At 43.3% G+C, this 23,841-nt stretch carries 23 protein-coding genes; 14 read left to right on the top strand and 9 right to left on the bottom strand.

Annotation, left to right across the window (positions count from 1 at the left end; genetic code table 11):
• Positions 1 to 35 precede the first annotated feature (35 nt).
• Positions 36 to 941 carry a LysR substrate-binding domain-containing protein gene (locus tag ACMUMQ_RS08440; protein ID WP_414681549.1) on the bottom strand — a complete coding sequence of 302 codons (906 nt, stop codon included), beginning with the start codon at positions 939 to 941 and terminating at the stop codon, positions 36 to 38.
• 118 nt (positions 942 to 1,059) lie between these two features.
• Here ACMUMQ_RS08440 and ACMUMQ_RS08435 point away from each other — a divergent pair, with 118 nt between their 5' ends.
• Positions 1,060 to 1,257: a hypothetical protein gene (locus ACMUMQ_RS08435; protein WP_414681548.1), complete on the top strand. Its 198-nt coding sequence runs from the start codon at positions 1,060 to 1,062 to the stop codon at positions 1,255 to 1,257.
• A 178-nt stretch (positions 1,258 to 1,435) separates the two neighbouring features.
• Here the strand turns inward: ACMUMQ_RS08435 and lpdA are convergent, their stop codons facing one another.
• Positions 1,436 to 2,842, bottom strand: a complete 1,407-nt coding sequence (gene lpdA / locus ACMUMQ_RS08430) for a dihydrolipoyl dehydrogenase (RefSeq protein WP_414681547.1) — start codon at positions 2,840 to 2,842, stop codon at positions 1,436 to 1,438.
• A 136-nt stretch (positions 2,843 to 2,978) separates the two neighbouring features.
• Here lpdA and ACMUMQ_RS08425 point away from each other — a divergent pair, with 136 nt between their 5' ends.
• The 5 genes from ACMUMQ_RS08425 to ACMUMQ_RS08405 all read left to right on the top strand — a co-directional run bounded on the left by ACMUMQ_RS08425 (position 2,979) and on the right by ACMUMQ_RS08405 (position 7,625).
• Positions 2,979 to 3,542, top strand: coding sequence for a TetR/AcrR family transcriptional regulator (locus ACMUMQ_RS08425; protein WP_414681545.1), 564 nt, complete (start codon positions 2,979 to 2,981; stop codon positions 3,540 to 3,542).
• Between the two features lie 123 nt (positions 3,543 to 3,665).
• Positions 3,666 to 4,625, top strand: coding sequence for a lauroyl-Kdo(2)-lipid IV(A) myristoyltransferase (gene lpxM / locus ACMUMQ_RS08420; protein ID WP_414681544.1), 960 nt, complete (start codon positions 3,666 to 3,668; stop codon positions 4,623 to 4,625).
• Between the two features lie 31 nt (positions 4,626 to 4,656).
• Entirely contained in the window at positions 4,657 to 5,586 is a 930-nt protein-coding gene (gene hemF, locus ACMUMQ_RS08415) for an oxygen-dependent coproporphyrinogen oxidase (protein ID WP_414681543.1), read from the top strand.
• Positions 5,587 to 5,637: 51 nt separating this feature from the next.
• Entirely contained in the window at positions 5,638 to 6,450 is an 813-nt protein-coding gene (gene aroE, locus ACMUMQ_RS08410; RefSeq protein WP_414681542.1) for a shikimate dehydrogenase, read from the top strand.
• Between the two features lie 14 nt (positions 6,451 to 6,464).
• A complete protein-coding gene (locus ACMUMQ_RS08405) occupies positions 6,465 to 7,625 on the top strand; it encodes a GNAT family N-acetyltransferase (RefSeq protein WP_414681541.1) in 1,161 nt (386 codons plus the stop codon).
• Here ACMUMQ_RS08405 and hmpA read toward each other — a convergent pair.
• Positions 7,622 to 8,812 carry an NO-inducible flavohemoprotein gene (gene hmpA / locus ACMUMQ_RS08400; protein ID WP_414681540.1) on the bottom strand — a complete coding sequence of 397 codons (1,191 nt, stop codon included), beginning with the start codon at positions 8,810 to 8,812 and terminating at the stop codon, positions 7,622 to 7,624. The two genes, ACMUMQ_RS08405 and hmpA, sit on opposite strands and share 4 nt — an antisense overlap.
• Positions 8,813 to 9,030: 218 nt before the next feature.
• On the opposite strand from hmpA, the gene norR reads away from it, so the two are divergent.
• On the top strand, positions 9,031 to 10,620 hold the full coding sequence (gene norR, locus ACMUMQ_RS08395) for a nitric oxide reductase transcriptional regulator NorR (protein WP_414681539.1): 1,590 nt from the start codon (positions 9,031 to 9,033) through the stop codon (positions 10,618 to 10,620).
• On the opposite strand, the gene ACMUMQ_RS08390 is transcribed toward norR, so the two are convergent.
• Genes ACMUMQ_RS08390 through ACMUMQ_RS08380 form a run of 3 tightly spaced genes read right to left on the bottom strand, consistent with a single transcriptional unit; the run spans position 10,617 to position 12,210 of the window.
• On the bottom strand, positions 10,617 to 11,504 hold the full coding sequence (locus tag ACMUMQ_RS08390) for a DMT family transporter (protein ID WP_414681538.1): 888 nt from the start codon (positions 11,502 to 11,504) through the stop codon (positions 10,617 to 10,619). The two genes, norR and ACMUMQ_RS08390, sit on opposite strands and share 4 nt — an antisense overlap.
• Positions 11,505 to 11,549: 45 nt before the next feature.
• Entirely contained in the window at positions 11,550 to 11,993 is a 444-nt protein-coding gene (locus tag ACMUMQ_RS08385) for a group II truncated hemoglobin (RefSeq protein ID WP_414681537.1), read from the bottom strand.
• Between the two features lies 1 nt (position 11,994).
• Positions 11,995 to 12,210 (bottom strand): hypothetical protein, encoded by a 216-nt coding sequence (locus ACMUMQ_RS08380; protein ID WP_347983704.1) that lies wholly within the window; start codon positions 12,208 to 12,210, stop codon positions 11,995 to 11,997.
• Between the two features lie 404 nt (positions 12,211 to 12,614).
• Between ACMUMQ_RS08380 and ACMUMQ_RS08375 the strand changes: the two genes are divergently transcribed.
• On the top strand, positions 12,615 to 13,904 hold the full coding sequence (locus tag ACMUMQ_RS08375) for an MATE family efflux transporter (protein ID WP_414681622.1): 1,290 nt from the start codon (positions 12,615 to 12,617) through the stop codon (positions 13,902 to 13,904).
• A gap of 258 nt (positions 13,905 to 14,162) precedes the next feature.
• On the opposite strand, the gene ACMUMQ_RS08370 is transcribed toward ACMUMQ_RS08375, so the two are convergent.
• Entirely contained in the window at positions 14,163 to 14,966 is an 804-nt protein-coding gene (locus tag ACMUMQ_RS08370; RefSeq protein ID WP_414681536.1) for a TSUP family transporter, read from the bottom strand.
• 198 nt (positions 14,967 to 15,164) lie between these two features.
• On the opposite strand from ACMUMQ_RS08370, the gene ACMUMQ_RS08365 reads away from it, so the two are divergent.
• A complete protein-coding gene (locus tag ACMUMQ_RS08365; protein ID WP_414681535.1) occupies positions 15,165 to 15,380 on the top strand; it encodes a DUF2798 domain-containing protein in 216 nt (71 codons plus the stop codon).
• Between the two features lie 120 nt (positions 15,381 to 15,500).
• Here the strand turns inward: ACMUMQ_RS08365 and ACMUMQ_RS08360 are convergent, their stop codons facing one another.
• Together ACMUMQ_RS08360 and ACMUMQ_RS08355 are read right to left on the bottom strand one after the other, a co-directional pair.
• Positions 15,501 to 16,907 carry an alanine/glycine:cation symporter family protein gene (locus ACMUMQ_RS08360; RefSeq protein WP_414681534.1) on the bottom strand — a complete coding sequence of 469 codons (1,407 nt, stop codon included), beginning with the start codon at positions 16,905 to 16,907 and terminating at the stop codon, positions 15,501 to 15,503.
• A 278-nt stretch (positions 16,908 to 17,185) separates the two neighbouring features.
• Entirely contained in the window at positions 17,186 to 17,833 is a 648-nt protein-coding gene (locus ACMUMQ_RS08355; protein WP_414681532.1) for a pyridoxamine 5'-phosphate oxidase family protein, read from the bottom strand.
• A gap of 104 nt (positions 17,834 to 17,937) precedes the next feature.
• Between ACMUMQ_RS08355 and pdxR the strand changes: the two genes are divergently transcribed.
• From pdxR to cyoD, 5 genes are all read left to right on the top strand, one after another.
• A complete protein-coding gene (pdxR, locus tag ACMUMQ_RS08350) occupies positions 17,938 to 19,425 on the top strand; it encodes a MocR-like pyridoxine biosynthesis transcription factor PdxR (protein ID WP_414681531.1) in 1,488 nt (495 codons plus the stop codon).
• Between the two features lie 442 nt (positions 19,426 to 19,867).
• The gene (gene cyoA / locus ACMUMQ_RS08345) at positions 19,868 to 20,719 is read left to right on the top strand and encodes a ubiquinol oxidase subunit II (protein ID WP_414681530.1); all 852 of its coding nucleotides are present in this window, start codon (positions 19,868 to 19,870) and stop codon (positions 20,717 to 20,719) included.
• On the top strand, positions 20,706 to 22,802 hold the full coding sequence (locus ACMUMQ_RS08340) for a cbb3-type cytochrome c oxidase subunit I (RefSeq protein WP_414681529.1): 2,097 nt from the start codon (positions 20,706 to 20,708) through the stop codon (positions 22,800 to 22,802). The genes cyoA and ACMUMQ_RS08340 overlap by 14 nt, the downstream gene beginning before the upstream one ends.
• Positions 22,803 to 22,877: 75 nt before the next feature.
• Positions 22,878 to 23,498: a cytochrome o ubiquinol oxidase subunit III gene (cyoC, locus tag ACMUMQ_RS08335; protein ID WP_414681528.1), complete on the top strand. Its 621-nt coding sequence runs from the start codon at positions 22,878 to 22,880 to the stop codon at positions 23,496 to 23,498.
• On the top strand, positions 23,498 to 23,833 hold the full coding sequence (gene cyoD / locus ACMUMQ_RS08330; protein ID WP_414681527.1) for a cytochrome o ubiquinol oxidase subunit IV: 336 nt from the start codon (positions 23,498 to 23,500) through the stop codon (positions 23,831 to 23,833). Before cyoC ends, cyoD begins: the two co-directional genes overlap by 1 nt.
• Positions 23,834 to 23,841 lie beyond the last annotated feature (8 nt).

The raw sequence follows: 23,841 nt of genomic DNA, 5'->3' as shown, positions 1-23,841 counted from the left end.
ATGAATTTCTGTGCGTGATTTGGAAAGGGCTAAGCCTAAGCTCTTTTCTGTCCGTTATGTTTTGCTTCATCCATTAGCCAATTCACAAAGGCTTCGATTCTTTCTTTTCTGGAAGAGTTCTTGGCGTAGTTTACGTAAAACTCTATGTGGTTCTTTAACCGATTTGGAAAGACTTGTAAGAGAGTGCCTTGCTCCAGTTCCTCTTGCACCATAAATCTAGGGCACAAGAAAACACCGTGCCCTGCTTTTACGGCATTGATTCCCATATACCAGGAGCTTACCTCAGCGCATAAAATGTCGTTATCTAAGGTGGGGATTTTTTGCTCTTCGAACCAAGTGTTCCAACGATAAATAGAAGTGTCCACTTGTATTAACCAACATTGAAATAAATCCGAAGGAAATTCAAGTCGCCTTCTGGCGGCCAATTCTGGTGAACAAACAGGAATCACTTCAGAAGATAAAAGTAAGCGTTGTACCGTATTGTCTTGCTGGTTTACTTTGTTGTCGATGGTTACATCGACTGAACCAGAGTGAATGTCTTCTCTTTCATCCGATGAAAAAAGCTTAATGCTTACCTCTTGGTGTAGATCGGAAAAACGCCACAGTTTCGGCATGAGCCAGAGTGACACAAAACTTTGCAGTCCAGAGACTTGGAGCGTTCCTCCAATTGGCTCAAGTTTGACGCTTTCCAACCCTCTTTCTATGTGATCAAACGCCAGTGATAAATGCTCGGATAGTGCTTGTCCTTGGCTTGTTAGTCGCATTTCTCTACCAGAACGATAAAAAAGCGCTACACCTAGATACTCTTCTAATAGGCGAATTTGCTGACTGACTGCGGCTTGTGAAACATGCAGTTGTTCTGCTGCTTTGGTATAGCTCAACGTTTTGCATGCGACAGAGAAATAATGAGTGGCTTTTAAGTGGGTGACGCGAGTACTCATAATGCTTTCCTAACAAATGACAATCCATAAGGTTTTCTAATTTTATCTGTTAGAAAACATCATTCGTTTTTACCCCTTTTGGACGACAAAATAAAGTTCTTATGAAGCGGAGGTGGTTATGTGGACTTTATTGGTTTGGGTGAATGACAAGGTTATTAGCGGCTATCAGTCTTTAGAAAAACGCTATTTAGAACATAAAAAGAAAAAGAAACACGGCCAACAAATGATGCGCTCTCGTCAGCTTCCTGAGTACTTACGCCGAGATATGGGGCTGCCTCCTTACAATACGCAATCGCAAGAAGAGAAGAATACCTAAGAGCTTAATAAGGGTTATCTGACAAATTACAGAAGGTATCCCGTTGGCAAGGCATATTCTTGCTCAATACCACTGTGAGAGCACAGTGGTATTTTCTTTAATGTAAAATATGCTATTAGATAATCTTAATTTATAAGTAAAAGTCTTGTGACCAATATTAGACTCAAAAGCCGTGATGTTATCGCTTCACGGCTTTTTTGTTTGGCAAATCGGTAATGGTTCCTGCACCCAGCTCTGCGGCCAGACCAACGCTTTCATGTAAGCTTGGGTGAGCGTGAATAGTTAGGGCGATGTCCTCGAGTGTTGAACCGAATTCAATGGCTAGAGTCAATTCTCCTAATAATTCGCCAGCGTGGGAACCTACAATACCGGCACCCAAGACTCGCTCTGTTGCCTCGTCATAAATAAGTTTGGTTTTGCCTTGTGTCACGCCAGAAGCAATCGCTCGACCGCTGGCGCTCCATGGAAAAACGGCGGTTTTAACAGGCAGTTTTTGTTTCTTCGCTTCGGTTTCTGTTAACCCAACCCACGCCACTTCTGGGAAGGTGTAAGCGATGGATGGAATCGCCAAAGGTTGGAAGGCGACATTATGTCCAGCAACGACTTCAGCGGCTATGTGACCTTCGTGAGCTGCTTTATGGGCAAGCATTGGACCATGAGTGACATCGCCAATGGCAAAGATATTAGGTACAGATGTTTTGCATTGATCATCTGTCAGTACAAAGCCTCTTTCATCTATCTCAACGCCTATTTCTGGAATACCGGCGTTGCGTCCATTTGGAGAGCGGCCAACCGCCACCAATACCGAGTCAACCGCAAGGTTTCGTTCACCGTCTTTGTCTTTCAGCGTGATGTTTAACGCTTCTGGTGTGGCTTGAATGTCTGTGACTTGGGTTTGTGTCAGAAACGTCATGCGATCTTTATTGGCTTGCTCGAAAACACGCACAAGGTCTTTATCGGCGCCTGTCATAATCTGGTCGCCCAATTCCGCCACGGTGATTTTTGCCCCTAGCGCTTGATACACAGTCGCCATTTCTAAGCCAATGATGCCGCCACCAAGGATCAATAAATGCTCAGGAATACGCTCAAGTTGCAATGCACTGGTAGCATCGAGAATGCGTGGGTCGTCGTAAGGAACGAAAGGTAATTTAATGGCACGAGAGCCAACGGCGATAATGGCTTGTTTAAACGAGAGTGTTTGAACGTCATTGCCTTTCGTGACGGTTAGAGAAGTCGTTGACTCAAAATGCCCTTCACCTTGTAACACATCTACTTTTCGACCTTTTGCCATGAGAGCAAGATTGCTGGTTAAGGTGTCGACAGTAGATTGACGGTGATGACGAATAGCGTCTAGGTCAATGGTTGGCTTGGCATATTGAACGCCGTGGGCGGCTTCGTCTGCCATGAGTATTTTACCTGCCACATGCAACAGCGCTTTAGAGGGTATGCAACCAACGTTTAAGCAAACACCACCAATGGTTGGATGGCGTTCTACCATAGCGACTTTTAAGCCTAAATCTGCTGCTCGAAAAGCGGCCGCATAACCACCTGGCCCACTACCCAATACCAAAAGATCGTATGTCATTTTCAAATTCTCCGATGACGTGTTTTAGAGTCTATCTATCACTTGATAGGTGAAATATAGCTTGTAGATAAAAGCGAAGTCAATAAAATATCTATCACTAGATAGATAGTCATATAGGTAGAGAGCTGATGACGTTATGAAAGACACAAAGGTAGATACTAAATCTAAAATCATGGATGTAGCCGAAGAGTTTATTTCTCAAGGAGGTTATGGTGCTTTTAGTTTCCGAGACATAGCAGAATCAGTAGGCATAAAGAGTGCAAGTGTTCACTATCACTTTCCAACTAAAGGTGACTTGGTCGCTGCTGTAATGGCTCGATACACCCATGCATTTTCCCAAATGTTACCAGACCCTTGTGATGCAGAGTTTAGTACTAAAGACCTGATACATGGATTCATTGATGGTTTCAAAGCCAAAGTGGTAGATCAAATGAACATGAGTTTATGTACCATGCTGACGTCTGATAAATCGTCTTTGCCGGACGCTGTATGTCAGGAGCTGGCTATTTTTTATAAGTTAAAACTAGATTGGCTGACGCAAGTCTTTATGCGTATAGAGCAAACTGATGAGGAAGAAGCCTTAACAAAAGCAAGTCAACTTCTCGCCTGTTTACACGGTGCTTCTATTTTAGTTCAAGGTGCAAATGATCCCTCCTTTTTTGATCGTGCTTTGTCTCATTGGCGAACGGCGTATAATTAACTTCCTGAATATTCAAAATCAGAAGCACTAACTCGCATTATTACTTCATTGAAGTTGCTTCATTAAGGTAAAGTTAGCACTCTTGATATTAGATTCACCTATTAAATAAACGAAATAACATCTATGACCTCAACAGATAAAAACTTACACAACCCTACTTTCAAGTGGTCTTTTTTAGCTCCACGCTTTTGGGGGTCTTGGTTGTTAATCCTTCTAGTGCTCGCTTTGGCTTATGTTCCTTTTCGTATACGAGATAATTTGGCGAAAAAACTTGTTCCTTTAATGATGAAGAAAAAAACGGGCGCACTAAAACGTGCACGTATTAACCTTCAATATTGTTTCCCTGAAAAGTCGTTTGAAGAGCGGGAAACCATGTTACGACACAGTTTGGAAACCGCTGCTCAATTCTGCTTGGCTTATGGAGAGTTGTTTGTCCGCAGTGAGAAATACAAAAAGAGCCGTAACGAAATCATAGGTGGAGAACACCTCTTTCCTCTTCTCGATAAAGGTGAAAATGTCATTACCCTTGTTCCGCACTGTTGGGCGATTGATTACACAGGCTCACTGATTGCTTCTTTAGGTTATACCCTGACAACCATAATGAACCCAAGCAAGAATCCTGTAATGGATTGGATAATGCATGTTCAGCGCAATCAGTATGGTAATGGCGTTGTGTATCCAAGAAGCGTTGGTGTGAAGCCGTTCTTACAATCTGTAAGAAAAGGCTGTGTTGGTTATTACCTACCAGATGAAGATTTGGGCCTGAAGCATTCAGAGTTCGTCCCTTTTTTCGGCACTGAAAAAGCGACTATTAAAGGGTTGGGGAAATTAGCGAAACTGTCAAAAGCGCACATCGTTCCTATGTTCCAAGCGTACAACGCGAATTCAGGAAAGTATGAATTACATATATTTCCTGCATTAGAAAACTTCCCTACTGGCAATGATAGAGAAGATGCGATCATCATGAACAAAGCATTGGAAGCGATGATTGAACCGAATACGGAACAATATATGTGGATATTGAGCTTGTTACGTAGTCGACGACCTGATGGTAGTAAAGCGTATCAAGGTAAAGTAAGTTAATTCCACTAGCTATTTATAAGGCTTTTTAATTATGTCTAACACTTCCGCATTGCCAGACATTCAAGCTGTTAAAGCGTATTTATTGTCACTGCAAGATCATATTTGCACATCATTGGAAACCTTGGAGCCAACGACTCGTTTCACAGAAAACGCGTGGGATAGACCTAATGGTGGCGGTGGCCGAACTCGTGTTATCGCAGGTGGTGAGGTGATAGAAAAAGGTGGTGTGAACTTTTCACACGTAATGGGCGATAGTCTTCCTCCTTCTGCTACGGTAGATCGTCCAGAATTAGCCGGTGGCCGTTTTGAAGCCATGGGCGTTTCTTTGGTGATTCACCCTAATAATCCGATTGCTCCAACGTCCCATGCTAACGTGCGTTTGTTTGTTGTTTATAAAGACGGCATGGAACCTGTTTGGTGGTTTGGGGGCGGTTTTGATCTGACGCCTTATTATGGCTTTGAAGAAGACTGTATCCATTGGCATGAAACGGCTCGTGACGCAGTGGCACCTTTTGGAGACGACTATTACAGCCGCTTTAAGAAATGGTGCGATGAATACTTCTACCTGAAGCATCGAGGTGAGCCTCGTGGAATCGGTGGCTTATTTTATGATGACTTCAATGAAGGGTCATTTGAGCATTGTTTTGGCATGATGCAATCCGTAGGTGATGCGTTTACCAAAGCTTATATACCAATTTTAGAGCGTCGAAAAGATTCGCCTTTCACTGAAAAGCAACGTGATTTTCAATTGCATCGTCGTGGTCGTTATGTGGAATTCAATTTGGTTTTCGATCGAGGCACACACTTTGGCTTACAAAGTGGCTTAGGCCGCACAGAATCGATTTTGATGTCATTACCACCCGAAGTTCGTTGGACCTATGAATACCAAATAGAGCCAAACAGTGAAGAAGCGAAATTGACAGATTACTACCTCACATCAAAAGATTGGTTAACGGTTTAACTGTCTTGTTTTTGGTGCAAAGAATAACGAATTAAGAAGAGAGAAAACGTCTTGGATAAGTACGCTGTATTTGGAAACCCTATTGCTCACAGTAAATCGCCTGACATTCACATGCATTTTGCCGACCAAACGCAACAAGATATCAGCTATACGCGTATTTTAGGCGACGATGTTGAATTTGAGAATCAGGTTAAAGACTTTTTCAAACAAGGTGGACACGGCTTAAACGTCACCTCTCCTTTTAAGGATCGTGCTTACGCCATGTGTGATGTATTGAGTCAGCGTGCGCAAAAAGCCGGTGCTGTGAATACCTTGATGATGGGCAAGAACGGCGAATTGTTTGGCGATACAACCGATGGCGTTGGCATGGTTCGGGACATTGTTGAGTGTCATGGCAAAGCGATCAAAGGCAAACGCGTTCTGATTATTGGCGCGGGTGGCGCGGTGCAAGGCATTCTTGATAACGTACTCGCCGAGCAACCAGAATCTGTGACCATTGCCAATCGTACGGTAGAGAAAGCACAAGCACTTGCTGAGAAGTTTGGTTGTCTTGCTTCGTCTTTTGAGGCACTAGAAGGCACATTCGATATTATCATTAATGGTACTTCTGCCAGTCGTAGTAGCAGTTTGCCTCCACTTAAAGATGAGTTAGTTAATACTCACTCTTGGTGTTACGACATGACTTACGGCAAAGGCACAACGGTGTTTTTACAATGGGCGATCGATCATGGCGCAAGCGGTGTCGATGGCTTAGGCATGTTAATTGGTCAGGCAGCAGAGTCTTTTTATATCTGGCGACAAGTTCGACCAGATATGGCGAGTTTAGTCACTTCGATGCGCCAAGAAATGGAAGCGGCTAATTAAACGAGGACGGCGAAATGAAGGCGCAATGGTTTAATTCGGTGGATCAAATAGGCGAAGCCAAGTGGCAAGCGGCGATTGGTGACACTCAATACCCTTTTGCGCAATACGCTTTCCATAAAGCATTAGAGCAAAGTAACAGCGTTGGCGATAGCACAGGCTGGTATCCTGAATACCTGTTCGTCATGGACGATGATGACGAACCATTGGCGATCGCCCCAACCTATTTGAAAACCCATTCCCAAGGGGAATTTGTGTTTGATTGGTCTTGGGCCGATGCTTACCACCGACATGGTATGGAATATTACCCAAAGCGTATTTGGGCCATTCCTTTTTCTCCTGTCACTGGGCCGCGAATCTTCTCTCACCTTGATCCAAAAGGCGACGACGCAGGCTTTGCTCATTTGTATCCAGCGTTAGCGGAACTCATGACACAAGCAAACCAAGAGCGGCACTTTTCCAGTTGGCATTTGTTGTTTACCAAAGCTGAGCACGGTGAGCTTTTTCTTCAGAACAAAGACTTATTGCATCGTATTTCTTGTCAGTTTCATTGGTTCAATCGTGGCTATAAAAGCATGGATGATTACCTTTCCTACTTTTCCAGCCGTAAGCGTAAAGTCGCCAGAAAAGAGCGAGAGAAAGTGGCTAAACAAGGCGTGACTTTAACTCGAAAACTCGGCAATGAATTAAGCGCAGAAGAGATCGATTTCTTCTATTTATGTTATCAATCCACTTACGCAAAACGTGGTCAGCAAGGTTATTTAACAAGAGAGTTTTTTGGTTTATTAGCAGAAACCATGGGCGAGCAAATTCTTTTAGTACAAGCTTATAAAGATGGCGAACCGATTGCGGCTTCGTGGTGTTTCTTCGACGATCATTCACTTTATGGTCGTTATTGGGGTTGTATGGAAGAAATTGACAGCCTGCACTTTGAAGCCTGCTATTACCAAGGAATCGAATTTTGCTTGGAAAAAGGCTTACAGCATTTTGATCCTGGTACTCAAGGGGAACATAAAATCGCCCGAGGGTTTGAGCCCGTGTTTAGTCACAGTATCCATCACATCGAACATGAAGGCTTTCGCGAAGCGATTGGTAACTTCTGTCAGGAAGAAGCGCAAGCCGTGCGCGAATATCATCAAGACACCCACGCACTTTTGCCGTTTAAAAAAGACGATTAAATGTCCTGGTGCGGGCCAAATAATTCATAATGAATGCGGTCAGACGACACGCCTAGAGTGACCAGTTGTTGTTTTGCAAACATCATAAAATTTACCGGCCCACATAAGTAGAAGTCACCATCCGTAATAGGTAGGCTGTCTTTGATTGACTCTAATGCCATTTTGCCTTCATAAATGCCTTCTTCAGTTTCGTCTACCTTTTCATACCAAGTATGTACATTCAAGGGTAAAGCCCCTTTCAGGCTATTCACATGGTCTTTAAAGGAATGTTGGTGTGAACCGGCACAAGCATGCAAATAGCTAATCGGCTGTGAGTAACCCTGCTGGTTTAAGGTGTCCAACATCGACTGCATAGGCGTTAAGCCAACACCACCAGAAATGAGAGTCACTGGTTTTTGTTTGTCTTGGAAGGTGAAGTCGCCCGCTGGTGGCATTAATTCCACTTCATCATCTACGTTAAGGTGGTCGTGTAGATAGTGAGACATAACACCAGCAAGATCACCCTCGCCATCACGTTTCACACTGATGCGGTAGGTTTTACCATTTGGTGCGGTAGACAAAGAATATTGGCGGATTTCATCGTATTCATTGCCTTTAGGGTGAACTTTAACACCTAGATATTGACCTGGAAGATAGTCAATGACATTGCCGCCATCGACAGGGGCAAAAACAAAGCTAGTGACCAACTCTGACTCTGGTGTTTTAGAAATGACTTTGAAGCGACGGAAGTCTTTCCAGCCACCTGCTTGTGCAGCTCGTTCTTCGTAAAGATTGCTTTCTACCTTAATGAAAATATCAGCCAGTTGCTTATAAGCCGCTCCCCAAGCTTCTTCTACTTCTGGTGTAAAAGCGTCTGGTGCGAGTTCTCGAAGTGTTTCGATCAAATGGTGACCGACCACATCGTATTGAGCTGGATTGATGTTAAAGCTGGTGTGCTTGTGAGCAATGCGCATAACCGCACTGGTGAGTACTTCTAAGTTATCAATATGCGTTGCGTAGGCTGCAATGGCATTAAACAAAGCGGCTGGCTGGCGTCCTGTGTTTTGGTGTGTCATGTTGAACACATCTTGTAGCTCAGGATGATGGGTAAACAAACGATTGTAGAAATGCTCTGTAATCGCTGTTCCAGCGGATGCCAATAATGGAATGGTCGCTTTTACCGTATCTATATGTTGTTGAGATAGCATGCTTTCCCCTTAATAAATAAGCCCTTAATGAATAAACCCTTAATGAGTTTGCTATCTTTGTTATTGCTAAGTTTGTGCCAAATAAAAATAACCAATAAAAACATATGTTTATGATTTTTAATTTATTTTCAGAGTCAATAAGACCTATATAAATAAAGTCGATATGGTATTTTTGTGTCATTATGACTCTAGATAAATAAACGTGATGGATCTCTTCTATGAATAAGGTTTCAAGTAACGCCCTACTTAGCTTTGCACTTGATCTTGCGGGCTCTGTTACTCATCCCAGTCGTTTTGAAGAATTGGTGTATGCAATACGCTCCATCATTGATTGCGATGCAGTTGTATTACTGGTGAATCATAATGACGTGCTGACACCGATTGCTCAGCGGGGCTTATCTGATGATCTGATGGGAAGACGCTTTAGCATTGAAGAGCACCCTAGACTGAAAGTGATTTGCGAGAGCAATTACCCTGTCCGTTTCCCTGCGGATTCCACATTACCAGACCCATACGATGGCATGGTTATTGGCCATGATGACCATCTAAGAGTGCATTCCTGCATGGGCGTGCCCTTGTATTTAGAAGGCAAGCTGATTGGCGCGGTAACCTTAGACAGTATTACTCCAGGTGTATTTGATGACATTAATGCAAGAGCGTTAGAGATCATTGGCGCCATGTCCGCTATGACCTTGAATACAGCTATGTTGATGGAGCAATTGGAAGACAAAACATGGCAAGCTCAACAGGAACTGCAAGCCATCAATGAACAAGCCCAAGTGAAAGATGGCGGTGAGATGATCGGCCAGAGTGATCTGATGAAAGCGCTAGAGCAAGCCATTAAGCTGGTGGCACCTTCTGACTTTGCGATCTTGATTGAAGGGGAAACAGGCGTTGGTAAGGAGCTTGTTGCCCGTATGCTTCATCAAACATCCCTACGTTCTGCCTCTCCTATGGTGTATGTGAATTGCGCGGCCATTCCTCATCATTTAATTGAAAGTGAACTATTTGGGCATGTGAAAGGAGCGTTTACCGGTGCAGACCGTGATCGCCAAGGTAAGTTCTTGCTTGCAGATGGAGGTACCTTGTTCCTTGATGAAATCGGTGAGTTACCGCTGGAAGTGCAAGGCACCTTACTAAGAGCCATTCAAAACCAAGAGGTCCAAGCGGTTGGTAAGGATCAAGTTCGTAAAATTGACGTGAGAATCATCGCCGCCACCAATCGTCATTTAGAAACCGAAGTGTCAGAACAACGCTTTCGTGCTGACCTTTTCCATCGTCTTAGTGTGTTTCCTATTCAAGTCCCTGCCTTGCGTCATCGACAAGGGGATATTCCTCTATTGGCCGGTTTCTTTGCTGAACGATTCCGCCGTAAATTAGGCTTACAACAACTTACTTTATCCAGCTCTGCCATAGGGTTATTAGAAACGTATCATTGGCCAGGAAATGTACGCGAGCTGGAACATGTTATCTCTCGTGCGGCTTTGTTTGCTAAGGCGGATATTCCATCTGGGATTACTGTCATCTCTAAAAATCATCTAAAAGGGTTACAGATAGATAGAGGTGAAAAAGAAGGGATGCAAAACACAGTAATGGCTGAACGTCACAGCATAGCCAAAGAACCCATTAATTTTCGTTTAGAAACAGAGGCTTATCAACGAAACTTAATTTGTAGCACATTGGACGAGATGAATGGTAATTGGACAGAGGCTGCTAAGTTTCTGTCTATGGACAGAGCGAATCTAGCGCGCTTAGCTAAGCGACTTGGTATTAAGGTGGTGAGAGAAGTTAAGTCCAAAAAGACTTAACTTCTAGGCTTTACAACGGTCTTTAAGGTGAATCCTGTTACCTTCATAGTGCCTATAATGACTAAAACAGTACCGATTAGCGTATGCCAGCCGACAGTTTCATCTAAGAAAATGACGCCCCAGAAGACACCAAAAATAGGGATTAAGAAGGTGACGGTTAATGTGGACGGCATGCCGATATCGTCCACCAGTTTGTAGAAAATCAAAAAGGCGACACCAGTGCAAATAACGCCTAGAGCGATAACCGAAGCGACCACAATCCAATTAATGTCTTCCGCCGAATTCGGTGGAATAAAGAATAACAATGGCGCAATGAACAAGGTTGCCATCAACATGGAGCCATAAGAGTTGGTAATAGGGTCTACTTTTTTCGCTTTTTGCGTGTAAACACTGACAATGCCGTAGCAAATTGGAGCACACATCACCACAAAGACAGCCAAGAGATTGTTCTCTTTGACGATATCTGGATCGAATCCGACAATGACTGCAACGCCAATTAATCCAAGTAACAAGCCAAATACTTTGTTTGCCTCCAGCGCTTTACGAAAATAAAGAGCACTGATCGCCGTACCAAAAATCGGCGTTAATGCATTCACTACAGACATTAATGAAGCGGATAAATACTGGGCGGCATAGCCATAACAAAGAAACGGCAGTGCAGCGCTTAATAGGCCAATAATGGCGTAATGCTTTCCGTTTTTTCTAAAATGAGTGCGTTTTTTTAAGAACGCCATGACTAAGAAAAGAAAGACGGCACCAAACCCCACACGGCCTTCAATAAGCCATGCGCCACCTAATGAAGGTGCGCCAATGCGCATAAATAAAAACGAGGCTCCCCAAATCGCGGCTAAAGAAACAAGGTAATACGCGCTTTTTAAACCCATTTCGGAGTCCTTCCAGGAGTGACCATCTTTTGCAGATGACGGTGATTAAAGGTTGTGCTTTGCTGCACTGACTTGACGAATACGTTCAGCGGGAAATTCTAGCTGAGGTAATAAATACCCTTTTAGTTCTTCTGAATACTTGAGTTCATCTAATGCAGCGGCCATGCAATTGAGCCACATGGCTTTTTCTTTTTCAGTGACGATTAAATGCGCATGGGCTTGGGGAAGGTGAAGGCTACCGTATTTCTTGGAATATAAGCGCTCTCCGCCCATCCAACCAGACAAGAAGGAGGTTAACTTATCAATCGTTGTTTCTAGGTCGCCAGGGTGCATATCAAACAAAGGTCGAAACTCTGGCGTGTTTTCCATGATTCGATAAAAGGTTTCGACTAAGCGTCGTAAGCCAGTTAATCCGCCAACGGCCTGCAATGTGCTGTCACCTTCACCGTATTTGATTAAGGGAGGCTGTGACGAATTAGACTTGGTCATATTATTCGGAATCTCTCGGGCCATTTTGAGCTTTTTTCGCGGCTTTCTCATTATCCATTTTAATGGAATTTCGGTAGCCACCTAAAGCTGCCAATGCACCAATAATAAAACTCATATAAAGCGGAATTTCAAACAGCATCGTAATACTAATGAAGACACAACCTACTGCTAAACCTTCAATAAAAGGCTTCGCTTTTTGACTGATAAACTTAGGCATACTGTTTCTCCGATAGATAAAAATAAGCGCGAGTTTAGCAAATTTACTGAACGATGTGCGCTAAATTGTGGAAAAAACCACCACTTATCCAATATTTTTGGTCTCATAAAAAATTGCTTTAGAAAGGGCTAATATGTGCACAACTTCCTCAAAAGTGAAAGAAATGGTCAACCAGATCCCATCTTGGTATGAAATTCGCACATAAACATGAAAAACTGCCGTTAAATGTGAATAACTGCTATTATTTTCCACAAAGATAAACAAACCGAACAAATCGGCTTGGTTGATTTTTATCCACAGCGAACAACATACCCACAAGAGAGACAGCCTTGTCTAAATTCTCCATAGATTCCCTTTCCAGTGCCTATCGAGCAAACATCACGCTGAACACTAAAATCTGGCGTATGGCTTGGCCACCAATGGTATCGAACATCACTACGCCACTATTAGGTTTAGTGGACACTGCCGTTGTTGGACATCTAGGAACCGCCACACATTTAGGTGCCGTCGCAATCGGTGCGAGCATCTTCAGCTTTCTGTTTTGGGCGTTTGGCTTCTTGCGTATGGGATCAACTGGATTAACCGCACAAGCTTTAGGGCAAGACGACGACAGACGAGTGCGAGAGCTTTTATTGCAGTCCATTTTAATGGGCGTTCTTATTGGTTTAATACTGATTCTATTTCGGGCGCCGTTAATTGATCTCGCCATACATTTAATGCAGCCCAGCGCGGATGTAGAGCCTTGGGCGAGAGTCTATTGCGAAGCTCGGATTTTCAGTGCTCCCGCAGTATTGGCGGGTTACGCCTTAATGGGATGGTTCTTCGGTGTGCAATATTCTAAGGGCGCTTTATGGATGCTCTTGGTGATTAATATTGCCAACATGGTGTTGGATTATTTCGCGGTGTATGGCCTTGGAATGGCTAGTGATGGTGTCGCTTGGGCGACGGTTTTCGCCCATTACATCGGTGTTTCTGTAGCGGGTTTATTGGCATGGAAAAAGCTAAAAGGCTTTTCTGGGCATGTACCTATGAAGGCACTGGCGAAGTGGCGGGAATATGTGGCTTTGGTACAGGTCAATCGCTATCTGTTTGTACGCACGATTTTACTGCTATTGGTCATGTTATTTTTCACAGCTCAAGGCGCGCGCCAAGGTGACTCCATTCTTGCTGCAAACGCCGTATTACTGACATTCTTGATGATTATTTCCAATGCTTTAGACGGTTTTGCCTTTTCTGTGGAAGCCTTATGTGGCGAATACTACGGACGTAAAGACAAACAGAACTTCCGTAAAGTGGTTCGTCTCTCAACTTATTGGGCGCTGATTGCTGCGTTTGTTTTGATGCTGATTTTTTGGCTTTTTGGTAATCAAATCATCAGCTTATTAACCAATGTCGAAAGCGTTCAAGAAGAAGCAAAACTGTACCTACCTTGGCTAATTTTCTTTCCTCTGTTGGGTATTTGGTCTTTCATGTTGGATGGCGTTTTCATCGGCACAACCAGCGTAAAGCAAATGCAAAACACCATGATCATCTGTGTGTTAGGTGTTTTCTTTCCGGTTTGGTTTATGACTCAAGGCTTAGGGAATCATGGTTTATGGCTCAGCCAAGCCGTGCTATTCCTTGCCCGAGGTGCCACTCTGTATTGGTGTTATCTGAGAAACCTTAAACAAGGCGTTTGGTTTAAGAATACTTAGTCAGTTGCTTTAAGTGTGCTAAGTAAAAATATTGATGGTGAGTTATAAAACAAAGACCAATGCCTCTTACCTTAAATTAACAGCGGCGCTAAAGCGATAACGTCCATTATCTGTTTTCCTGTGCTCCCGTTTGCATAACAAGGTCAATACCAAGCGTATGTTTGCGCTTTAGCGCCGAAGCGAGGTATTGATCTTGTTATGTCTACAATCACCTGTATCCTAAAATTTTTAAAAATAAAAAACTGAGTCTTTTTTAGTCTATAGAGCCAAGCTTGTGTAAATCCCAAATACACAGACGATGAGTAATGCAGCGCCGATGAATCGGAAGAAGATGGCGGTTTCTGCTTGTTGGATGCGGTTGTAGAATTTTTGTCCGCAAATATGTCCAATGAAGGCACAAGGCAGTAACCACAGCTGATGAATGAGTTGTAGATCCACGCCAGCGATAAGAAACGAAGACATCTTGATTAAGACGAGGATAAACCACAAAACAAATAAGGTGTCGCGGAGTTGGTAACGAGACACTTTTGTCGCAAAGACCGAGACAATCAGCGGTGCGCCAATTAATGAGGTTCCGCTAACGTAGCCGCCTAGCATCAGAAAAATGGTATCGAGTATTTTATTGTTGCTGTAAAACGGCTTGTTCAATATGTAAGAAACGGCGAAAACGGCGACGATTATGAAAATGACGCCTGTGACTATGTCACTTGGTAAGGTTAATAAACCAAATACGCCGATGAGCTTAGGAACAATCATGATGCCGAGTGCTTTTTTGAGATAGCGCCAATCAATGTTGCTCGGTGTTTCCGTTGTTTCGCCCTGCTCTGCTGCTAATTTCGCTTTTGCCTTTGCGTCTCTTGAGCCTTGCCATGCAATCCAGCTAGAAAACACTAATAAATGAACGGAAATAATAGGTAAGAAAATCAGTGGAGAGTTTTCAACCAATAATAGAAAAGGCAGTGAGAGAACGGCTCCACCGAACCCCAACCCGCTACGAACAAAACCACTCCAAATAAAAATGACGCCGATTAAGGCAAACTGCCACCATAGTAAATGTTCCATGTTTATCCCTTTGGTTGAAAGTTCGAGAGTGAAGTACGAGTGAGTGGCGCTTAGTGTAACCAAGTTTTGATCATGAAACTAAACTGAAAGCAGAGAATTTGCTTTGTTGGTAGTCTTTCTCAGAGTGATGAAATATCGCTATGTTTTATGAGGCGGTTTTTGCTAATATTAATAAAATCTAATATATGGAGAGATTCAGTGAAACATAGAATTGTTTTTGCCGTACTTATGTCGTTTACCCTGTCATTTTTTATGTCTGCGTGGATCACTTACATGAATATCGGGCTGCCTTCGGATTTTGTTTCATTCTGGATGCATGCCTGGATTTTGGCTTGGCCAGCGGCGGGTGTTATTTCGTTTATTGCAGGACCTTTTATCAATAAATTGTCACACACGATCGCGAATAAACTTTGAGAGCTCAGGAAGAGTTTTGAATAGAGAAAATTAGAATGCGGCCTAAGAAACACTAAGTTGTGTTCTTAGGCCGCAATTTGATGTTGTAAATGACGCTTTACCCATCAAAGGATTGGCGATTTACTGCTTCGGTTTTTCATCCCAAACACTCAAATCAATGTCTTCTCGTACTTCTGGGTATTCATCAGAATTGAAAACTGGCGTATGCGTTTTTAATTGAGCGAAATAGTCTTTCGTTAATTTCACAACCAAACCTGACATCATAGTAATGGCGATTAAGTTGATTGTTGCCATTAAGCCCATTGCTGCATCCGCAACGTTGAAGACCATTGCAACACTCTCGTAAGCTCCCCAAGGAATCATAGCAAGCGCTAGAATGCGAAGAACGAAAATGCCCGGCTTATTCGCCCATTTTAGGTAAGTCAGCGCATTTTCTGCATAGCTGTAGTTACCAATGATGGAAGTGAATGCGAAGAAGAAAATAGCAATCGCAACAAAGTACTGACCAGCGCTACCAACATGTGTTGTCAGTGCCGTTTGTGTTAGTGCAATACCTGTTTGACCATTTCCTAATGCGCCGGAAAGAAGAATCATCAAGGCTGTTGCGGTACAAATCAGAATAGTGTCGATGAAAACACCTAATGATTGAACCATGCCTTGTGACGCTGGGTGATGTGGGTTTGGTGTTGCTACCGCGGCAATGTTTGGAGCGGATCCCATACCGGCTTCGTTAGAGAATAAGCCACGTTTCACACCGTTTAACATCGCACCTAAAACACCACCTGCCGCTTGCTCAACACCAAATGCGCTTTTGAAAATCAATGCGAATGCTGCTGGAACATCGCTGATGTTGATGCTGATCACATACAAAGCCAACAAGAGGTAAAGAACCGCCATAAATGGCACCACGACTTCTGCAAAGCGTGCGATCTTTTTGATGCCACCAAAAATTACCACTGCTGCTAACAGCATAATAGCTAAGCCAGTTATGCTCGTATCAACGCCAAATGCACCTTCCATTGCGCCAGCGATTGAGTTCGCTTGAACGGCATTGAACACAAGACCAAATGCCAAGATAAGCGCCAGCGAGAAAACCGCTCCAGCCCAAGGTGCTTTAAGACCTTTGCTGATGTAGAACGCAGGGCCACCGCGCAATTGACCATTTTGGTCGCGCATTTTATAAAGCTGAGCAAGTGTGCTTTCAGCATAAGCCGTTGCCATACCAATGATTGCGACAACCCACATCCAAAAAATGGCACCTGGGCCACCTAGATACAGAGCAACCGCTACACCCGTCATGTTACCTGTGCCTACTCGAGAGGCGAGACTTGTACAAAGGGCTTGGAAAGGAGAGATGCCGCCACGGTCAGATTGTGGGGCTTTAAGAACGGTGCGGATGAATTCTGGGAAGCGGCGGATTTGAATAAAGCCTAGGCGTAACGTGAAATATACGCCAACAGCTAACAAGCCATATATGAGGATATAACCCCAGAAAACGGTATTTAAGAAGTTTACAATAGCTTCCATTTAAAGTTCTCCAATTATTCGATAGTGTCGATTATTTTATTATTTCGTAGGTTGAATGTTAGGCGTGCGATTTGATAAAAAGCACACCTAAAGAACGCGTAGAAGCGTAAAAACGGTGCAAGATTAGCGAGATTCTTGAAAACCGCAAGGAAAAGAGGGGCAAAAGGTGCATTAAATGTGCATAAAAAGTGGGTTTACTTATTTTCTGTGCTTAGCGTTTTTAATCAAGGAAAGCGAAACGCCAAAAGGTCGTAAAAAACGACCTTTCTAAAAAATGCTTAAAAAGCATTTGGCGGTGTGGCTGGAAGATATTCTTCCTGCTGAATTGGATCTGTTTGCGGGCTTCCCCAAGAGCGCTCCAAAGGAATAACGCCAGCCCAAACTGGCCAGTTATTGTCATCTGGATCGTCAATGGGTGGTTCATCTCGAAATTTCACTGAAGCTTCCTCGATTTTGATTCTAACCAGTCCTGTTGCTTTGATTTCATTGTCATTGATAGGTCTTAGTTGCTCCCAACGGCCTGGGCTGACTTTGTCTAAGAAAATCTTAAACTGACGGACTTTTTCGTCTTTGTCTTCAATTAATTCCGGCACGCCAAAGAGGGTTACGGAACGATAGTTCACCGAATGATGCATGGCAGAGCGCGCCATTACTAAGCCGTCTAACAGGCTGATGTTAATGCAAACCTTTTGTGGCTCATCGATTGGCCCTTTTACATTGCGAGCTTTGGAATGCGCGTGCCAATAAAAGTAGTCCCCTTCTCGCCAATGACAGGTTGGTGTGACGAAAGCTTGGCCATCTTTTACCTGTGCTATATGACACATGAGAGACGCATCAATAATGTCGAGCGCTTTTGCTTTGTCGTAGTTTGCTCTGTTTGGTCCTCTTTTTACTTTGCTGAGTGGTGTTTCAAGTGACTCGCTCATGGGTTATTCCTTGTCTTTGAGTTTGGCTGGCGATATAACAAGAGATTAGAAGAATCTGGCATTCTTAAAAATATCCAGAATGCATATAAAAAAGCAGGCCAGTTATGAAATATGCCATGGGCAGTTTGCGTTTCTCTTTAGACGAAGATGGCGAGCCTTATTACCAGCAGTTGATCACCCAAATTCAGCAAGGCATTGTCTCGGGTGAATTATCGGTTGGGGATAAATTACCTTCGACACGTTTTCTGGCGGAGTCTTTAGGTGTTTCAAGAAGCACAACTTCACGCGCGTACGATCAGCTTCTTGCGGAAGGCGTTTTAATAAGCAAGGAAAAGCGAGGCGTGTTTGTTTCTTCTTTGCCTATGGTTGGCCGCCGGAAACCTTCTTTGGATGACAAAAGGACAAGCCAATTTAAAAGTCAGCGCCAACAAGCGAAGAAATTAAGCTTTGATGCTGGCGTTGATGTTTCTGTCTTTCCGACGAAAGAATGGGCAACGAGTATGCGCCGCAGTTGGTTGAATCCAGACTTGGACTTGCTGCAAGGTGGTTATCCAACGGGTTATCCGGACTTAAAAGAAGCAATTGTCGATTATTTGTATCGTGTGCGTGGTTTGGAATGTACGGTAGAGCAAATTATCGTCACCGCGGGTAATCGAGATTCATTGATTCTATTGCAACACGCGATAACGTCTTTGCTTGAGCCTCAACTATCAGAAACAGCTAAAAAGAGAGCGGTCACTTGGTGGCTTGAATCCCCTACTTACCCTCCAATGCGTGAAGTTCTCTCGCAAAATAATATCCATAATATTGTTATTGATGAAGATGGCCCTTGTTTACCAGAAGATGCCGCTATAAATGTGGGCATAATCACCCCTAATCGTCAGTATCCTTTAGGAACCAATATCAGCTCGAAACGTCGGCAAGAATGGCTGCAAAAGCTTCAACAATCGTCTTCTGAATGGTGGCTGGTGGAAGATGACTACGATAATGAGTTTGTGTACCAAGGTCGCAGTGATGTGCCCTTTATGCAAACAGCGAGTATTCATGAGACAGCACGAGATCGTATGTTTTTCGTCGGGAGTTTTTCAAAAGTATTGTTTCGCGGCTTGCGGTTGGGTTTTATTGTTGCGCCTTTAAAGCACCTTGATTTGGTTCGACAAAGCCAAGCGACTCTTGGCTCTTCCTCTTCTTTGCCGATACAGCCAGCGGTCGCGGACTTTATGCTGCAAGGCAGTTTTGATCGTCATATCAATCGAATGCGCCGACATTATCGAATCAAACGGGACTTCCTTCTGGCTTTATTAGACGACAAATTAAGCGAGTGGTTTGATTGGAAAAAGCCTCGCGGCGGTATGCATATCCTCATTGAATTCAAAGCGGATGTGCTGAGAGCTTTTCCTAAAACCTGCCTTGATGCACGTATCGCCTCGGAGTTACAGCTAAGAAATGTATGCTTCTTTACACTATCTTCCCACTATGTTGATCAGCCTTCTCCACAACAAGGTTTCTTGCTTGGCTTTAGTGGGCCAAGCGAATTGACTATGTCAAAAATGGTCGATGAGTTAGAAAATTGGTTACGGAATAGCCTTTAGTAGGGTTTTAACTTTTAGGTTAAATAAATGACTTAGATCAAGTTTTTCAGGAAATGGGCAGGAATGGCGCTTCAATGGACAGGGCTTTCAATAGTTTTTTAAGGTCGCGTAGTGTAGTATTCCCCCGAAAAATATTGATCTAAATTATTAAGCTGAGCGTAATAACCAACTAGCGAATTGTGCAAACAATCGGCTAGGGGGTATTTATACGCCCTGACTATTGTAAAAGCCCTAGTGCAAAAATATAATTGTCAGGCTTAACCTAATTCCGCAAATTGTCTGTGGTTATTGGGTGGTATCTACAAGATGCTCATGATTTAACTTTATTAAGCATTTAATCGGGTTTTCTTAACCGCTGATTCAATGTTTATGAATTCTATGAGTTTACATTAAGCGCCTAGTCCACTCGCAACACTTGCTCTAGGACATTCTGAGGTTACAGATGAAGAAAAGACTGTTCCAATCAACCATGCTATTTTCACTTGCGCTGCTTTTAAGTGGCTGTGACTTAGCTTTGTTCGATTCTAGTGGTGTCACAGGTAAAGAAATTGGTGACACTATTCTACTTACTATGGGATTGATGCTTATTGTAGTTATTCCAACTATTTTAATGTCTATTTGGATTCCCTATAAATACCATGCAAGTAAAGCTGATGAGTCTTACGACCCGGAGTGGGAACACTCTAGTAAGATCGAATTTTTTGCTTGGGGTGTACCAGTTGTAATCATTGTTATCCTAGCAACGATTACCTACTTTACATCTTACTCCCTTGATCCGAGAAAAGAGCTTGCTTCTGACAAAGAGCCTTTGACTGTTCAAGTGGTTGCAATGGATTGGAAGTGGCTTTTCTTATACCCAGAAGAAAAAATAGCGGTAGTCAACGAAGTGGCCTTCCCTGTTGACCGACCTGTTGAATTCTTGGTGACCTCTCAATCGACTATGAACTCCTTCTTCATTCCTAAGCTTGGTGGGCAAATTTACGCTATGGCCGGTATGGAAAACCGTATGAACCTAATGGGTACGGAAATAGGCGAATACCGAGGTATTTCTGCAAACTACAGTGGTTTTGGCTTTGCTGGGATGCGCTTTAAAGCGAAAGTTACGTCAGAAGAAGATTTTGGAAAATGGGTAGAAAGCGTTAAAGCTTCTGGCCAAGTACTAACTGATGCTGAATATGATCGCTTAATTGAAAAGACACGTGATCATAAAGTGGAGTATTTCTCATCAATAGATCCTCTACAGTTTAAGAATATTATTGAGTCTTTCATTGGAGCCCAAAATGGTTCAAACTGATCTAATCAAAGACCCTCATGTGCTGACTGGTAAGTTGCACTGGGGCGTAATCCCTTTCCATGATCCTGTCGTTGCGCCAGTGATGTTTGCCGCTATTTTAGGTGGCTTGCTATTGGTTGCTTTTGTTACCTACAAGAAATTGTGGGGATACCTATGGAACGAATGGTTTACTTCTGTAGACCATAAGAAAATCGGTATCATGTACTGTATTGTTGCTCTGGTCATGTTGGTACGGGGCTTCTCCGATGCAATTCTAATGCGAACCCACCAAGCGTTATCGACGTCCGATACCTTTGGTGAAGGTTATCTACCACCAGAACACTACGACCAAATCTTTACCGCTCATGGCGTTATCATGATTTTCTTCGTAGCAACGCCTCTGATGATAGGTATTATGAACGTCATCATGCCGTTGCAGATCGGTGCTCGTGACGTAGCTTATCCTTTCTTGAACTCGTTAAGTTTCTACTTGTTCTTAGTTGGTGCTCTACTTGTAAACATCTCTCTATTTGTTGGCGAATTCGCTGCAGTAGGTTGGTTGGCTTACACACCTCTTTCTGGTATCGAATACAGTCCCGGGGTCGGGGTCGATTATTGGATCTGGGCATTGCAGATCTCTGGTATCGGTACGACTTTAACCGCGGTTAACTTTGTGGCGACGATTCTGAAAATGCGTGCTCCTGGCATGACAATGATGAAAATGCCTGTGTTCACTTGGACTACATTCTGTGCCAACGTAATTGCGCTTGTTATCTTCCCTATTCTAACTGTTGCGATTGCTCAGTTGACGCTTGACCGCTATTTAGACTTCAACTTCTTTACGAATGATGATGGCGGCAACCAAATGATGTGGGTTAACTTGATTTGGGCCTGGGGTCACCCTGAGGTGTACTTCTTGGTATTGCCAGCATTCGGTATGATTTCCGAAGTGACGGCGACCTTCTCAAGAAAACGTCTATTCGGCTATGTTTCCCTTGTCTGGGCGACAATTGCCATCATGTTATTGTCATTCCTAGTATGGCTGCACCATTTCTTCACTATGGGATCTGGCGCAAGTGTCAATGCCTTCTTCGGTATCATGACAATGATCATCGGTATCCCAACAGGTGTGAAACTCTACAACTGGATCTTTACTATGTATAAAGGTCGCGTAGAACTTACCGCTTCTATGTGGTGGGTAATCGCCATGCTGATCACCTTTACGGTGGGTGGTATGACAGGTGTAATGCTTTCTATTCCTGCGAACGATTTCGTACTGCACAACAGTATGTTTGTACCTGCTCACTTCCATAACGTAATCATTGGTGGTGCGGTATACGGTTACTTCGCTGGTTTCACTTACTGGTTCCCTAAAGCAACTGGTGTGAAATTGAACGAAACACTAGGCAAGTGGTCTGTAGGACTTTGGTTCTTCGGTTACTTCTTCGCTTGGGTTCCTCTGTACTACACTGGTTTCGACGGTATGACTCGTCGTCTACAGTACATTGATAACCCAGAGTGGCAATTGCCTATGTACATTGCGCTTATCGGTGTTGCTCTGATTGCTGCAGGTATCGGTACTCAAGTTGTCAATATCGCGTGGAGCCTATACAAGCGTAACGATCCTCAATACAAAGATGTTACGGGCGATCCATGGGATGGTCACACTCTAGAGTGGTACACAACATCTCCACCACAGTTCTACAACTTTGGCGATGTTCCACACATCAATGATCGTGATCCGTTGCTTGATATGAAACAAAAAGGCATCGCTTACAAGCGTCCTGAGAAGTACAGCCGCATCCATATGCCGAAAAATACGTGGGCTGGTCCAGTGTTAGGTTTACTAACATTACCTATGGGATTTGGTTTTGTATGGCATATCTGGTGGATGGTTATTGCATCTGTAGCCGCTATCTTCGCTTGCTGGGTCAAACTCAACTTCGAACGTGATAAAGATTACTACGTTGAAGTTCCTGAAGTTGAAGAGATCGAAGGTGAATTCTTGAAGAGTAATGAAGGTCGTAACTATTACTTTGAGAAGAATGCTAAGTACTACAAAAAGTGGACACCATCAGATCAAAATGACAGCACGGTTGTTTAAGTAACCAATAAACCGTAGTTACAGCGTTATCCAAAGATGGCGCTGTAACTAGAATTTAAATTTTGGAAGATATTTATGACTGCATTAACTAACGATCATGATCTTCATGACCATGACGATCATCACCATCATGAGGCGGAAGCCGCTGATCGCTACGTGTTCGGGTTTTGGCTATACATAATCAGTGACTGTTTGTTGTTTAGTACTTTGTTTGCAACTTACGCTGTAATGGGTCAAAACTTTGCAAACGGCATTACTCCTGATGAGTTGTTCGATTTAAGCTTTGTTGCCGTTGAGACAGCTCTACTGTTGTTGAGTAGTTTTACCTTCGGTATGGCAATGTTAGGCGCTAATGTTGAAAACATGGCTAAAACTAAGTTCTGGCTAATTATTACAGCCATCTTAGGTCTTGGCTTCCTTGGCATGGAAATCTACGAATTCGTACATTTCAGCCATGAAGGTGCGACACCACAAACGAGTGGCTACTGGACATCTTTCTACAGCTTGGTAGCGACTCACGGTTTGCACGTAACAGCTGGTTTGATTTGGATGTTCTTCTTGTTCATTCACTTTAACCGCGATGGCTTTAGTAACGAAAACAAAATTCGTTTGGCTTGCTTAAGTTTGTTCTGGCATTTCCTAGACATTATCTGGATTTGTGTATTTAGCTTTGTTTATTTAAGAGGAGCTATGTAATGTCATCAACAAAAACTGGTCCTGGCGGACAAGCCCACGGTAGCGTTAAAGAATACGTTACGGGTCTGATTCTATCTATTGTACTAACGGTTATCCCTTTTTACTTAGTGATGACGGATACTGGCAGCGATACCTTTGTCGTAGTAACGATTGTTGCAGCGGCGATTGCTCAGGTTCTTGTTCAAATGGTTTTCTTCCTACATATGAACGGTTCTTCTAAGCAAACTTGGTTAACTGTATCGGCTGTCTACGCACTATTTATTCTACTTTTCGTCATTGTTGGTTCTATGTGGATATTCGAACACTTGAATCATAATATGCTGATGGGTCACTAACCTAGTCG

This window comes from Marinomonas algae, assembly GCF_047525555.1.
In the GTDB taxonomy this organism is placed as follows: Bacteria; Pseudomonadota; Gammaproteobacteria; order Pseudomonadales; family Marinomonadaceae; genus Marinomonas.
The sequence above is the reverse complement of the archived record's forward strand: the minus strand, read 5'-3'. Positions and strand labels throughout refer to the sequence as shown.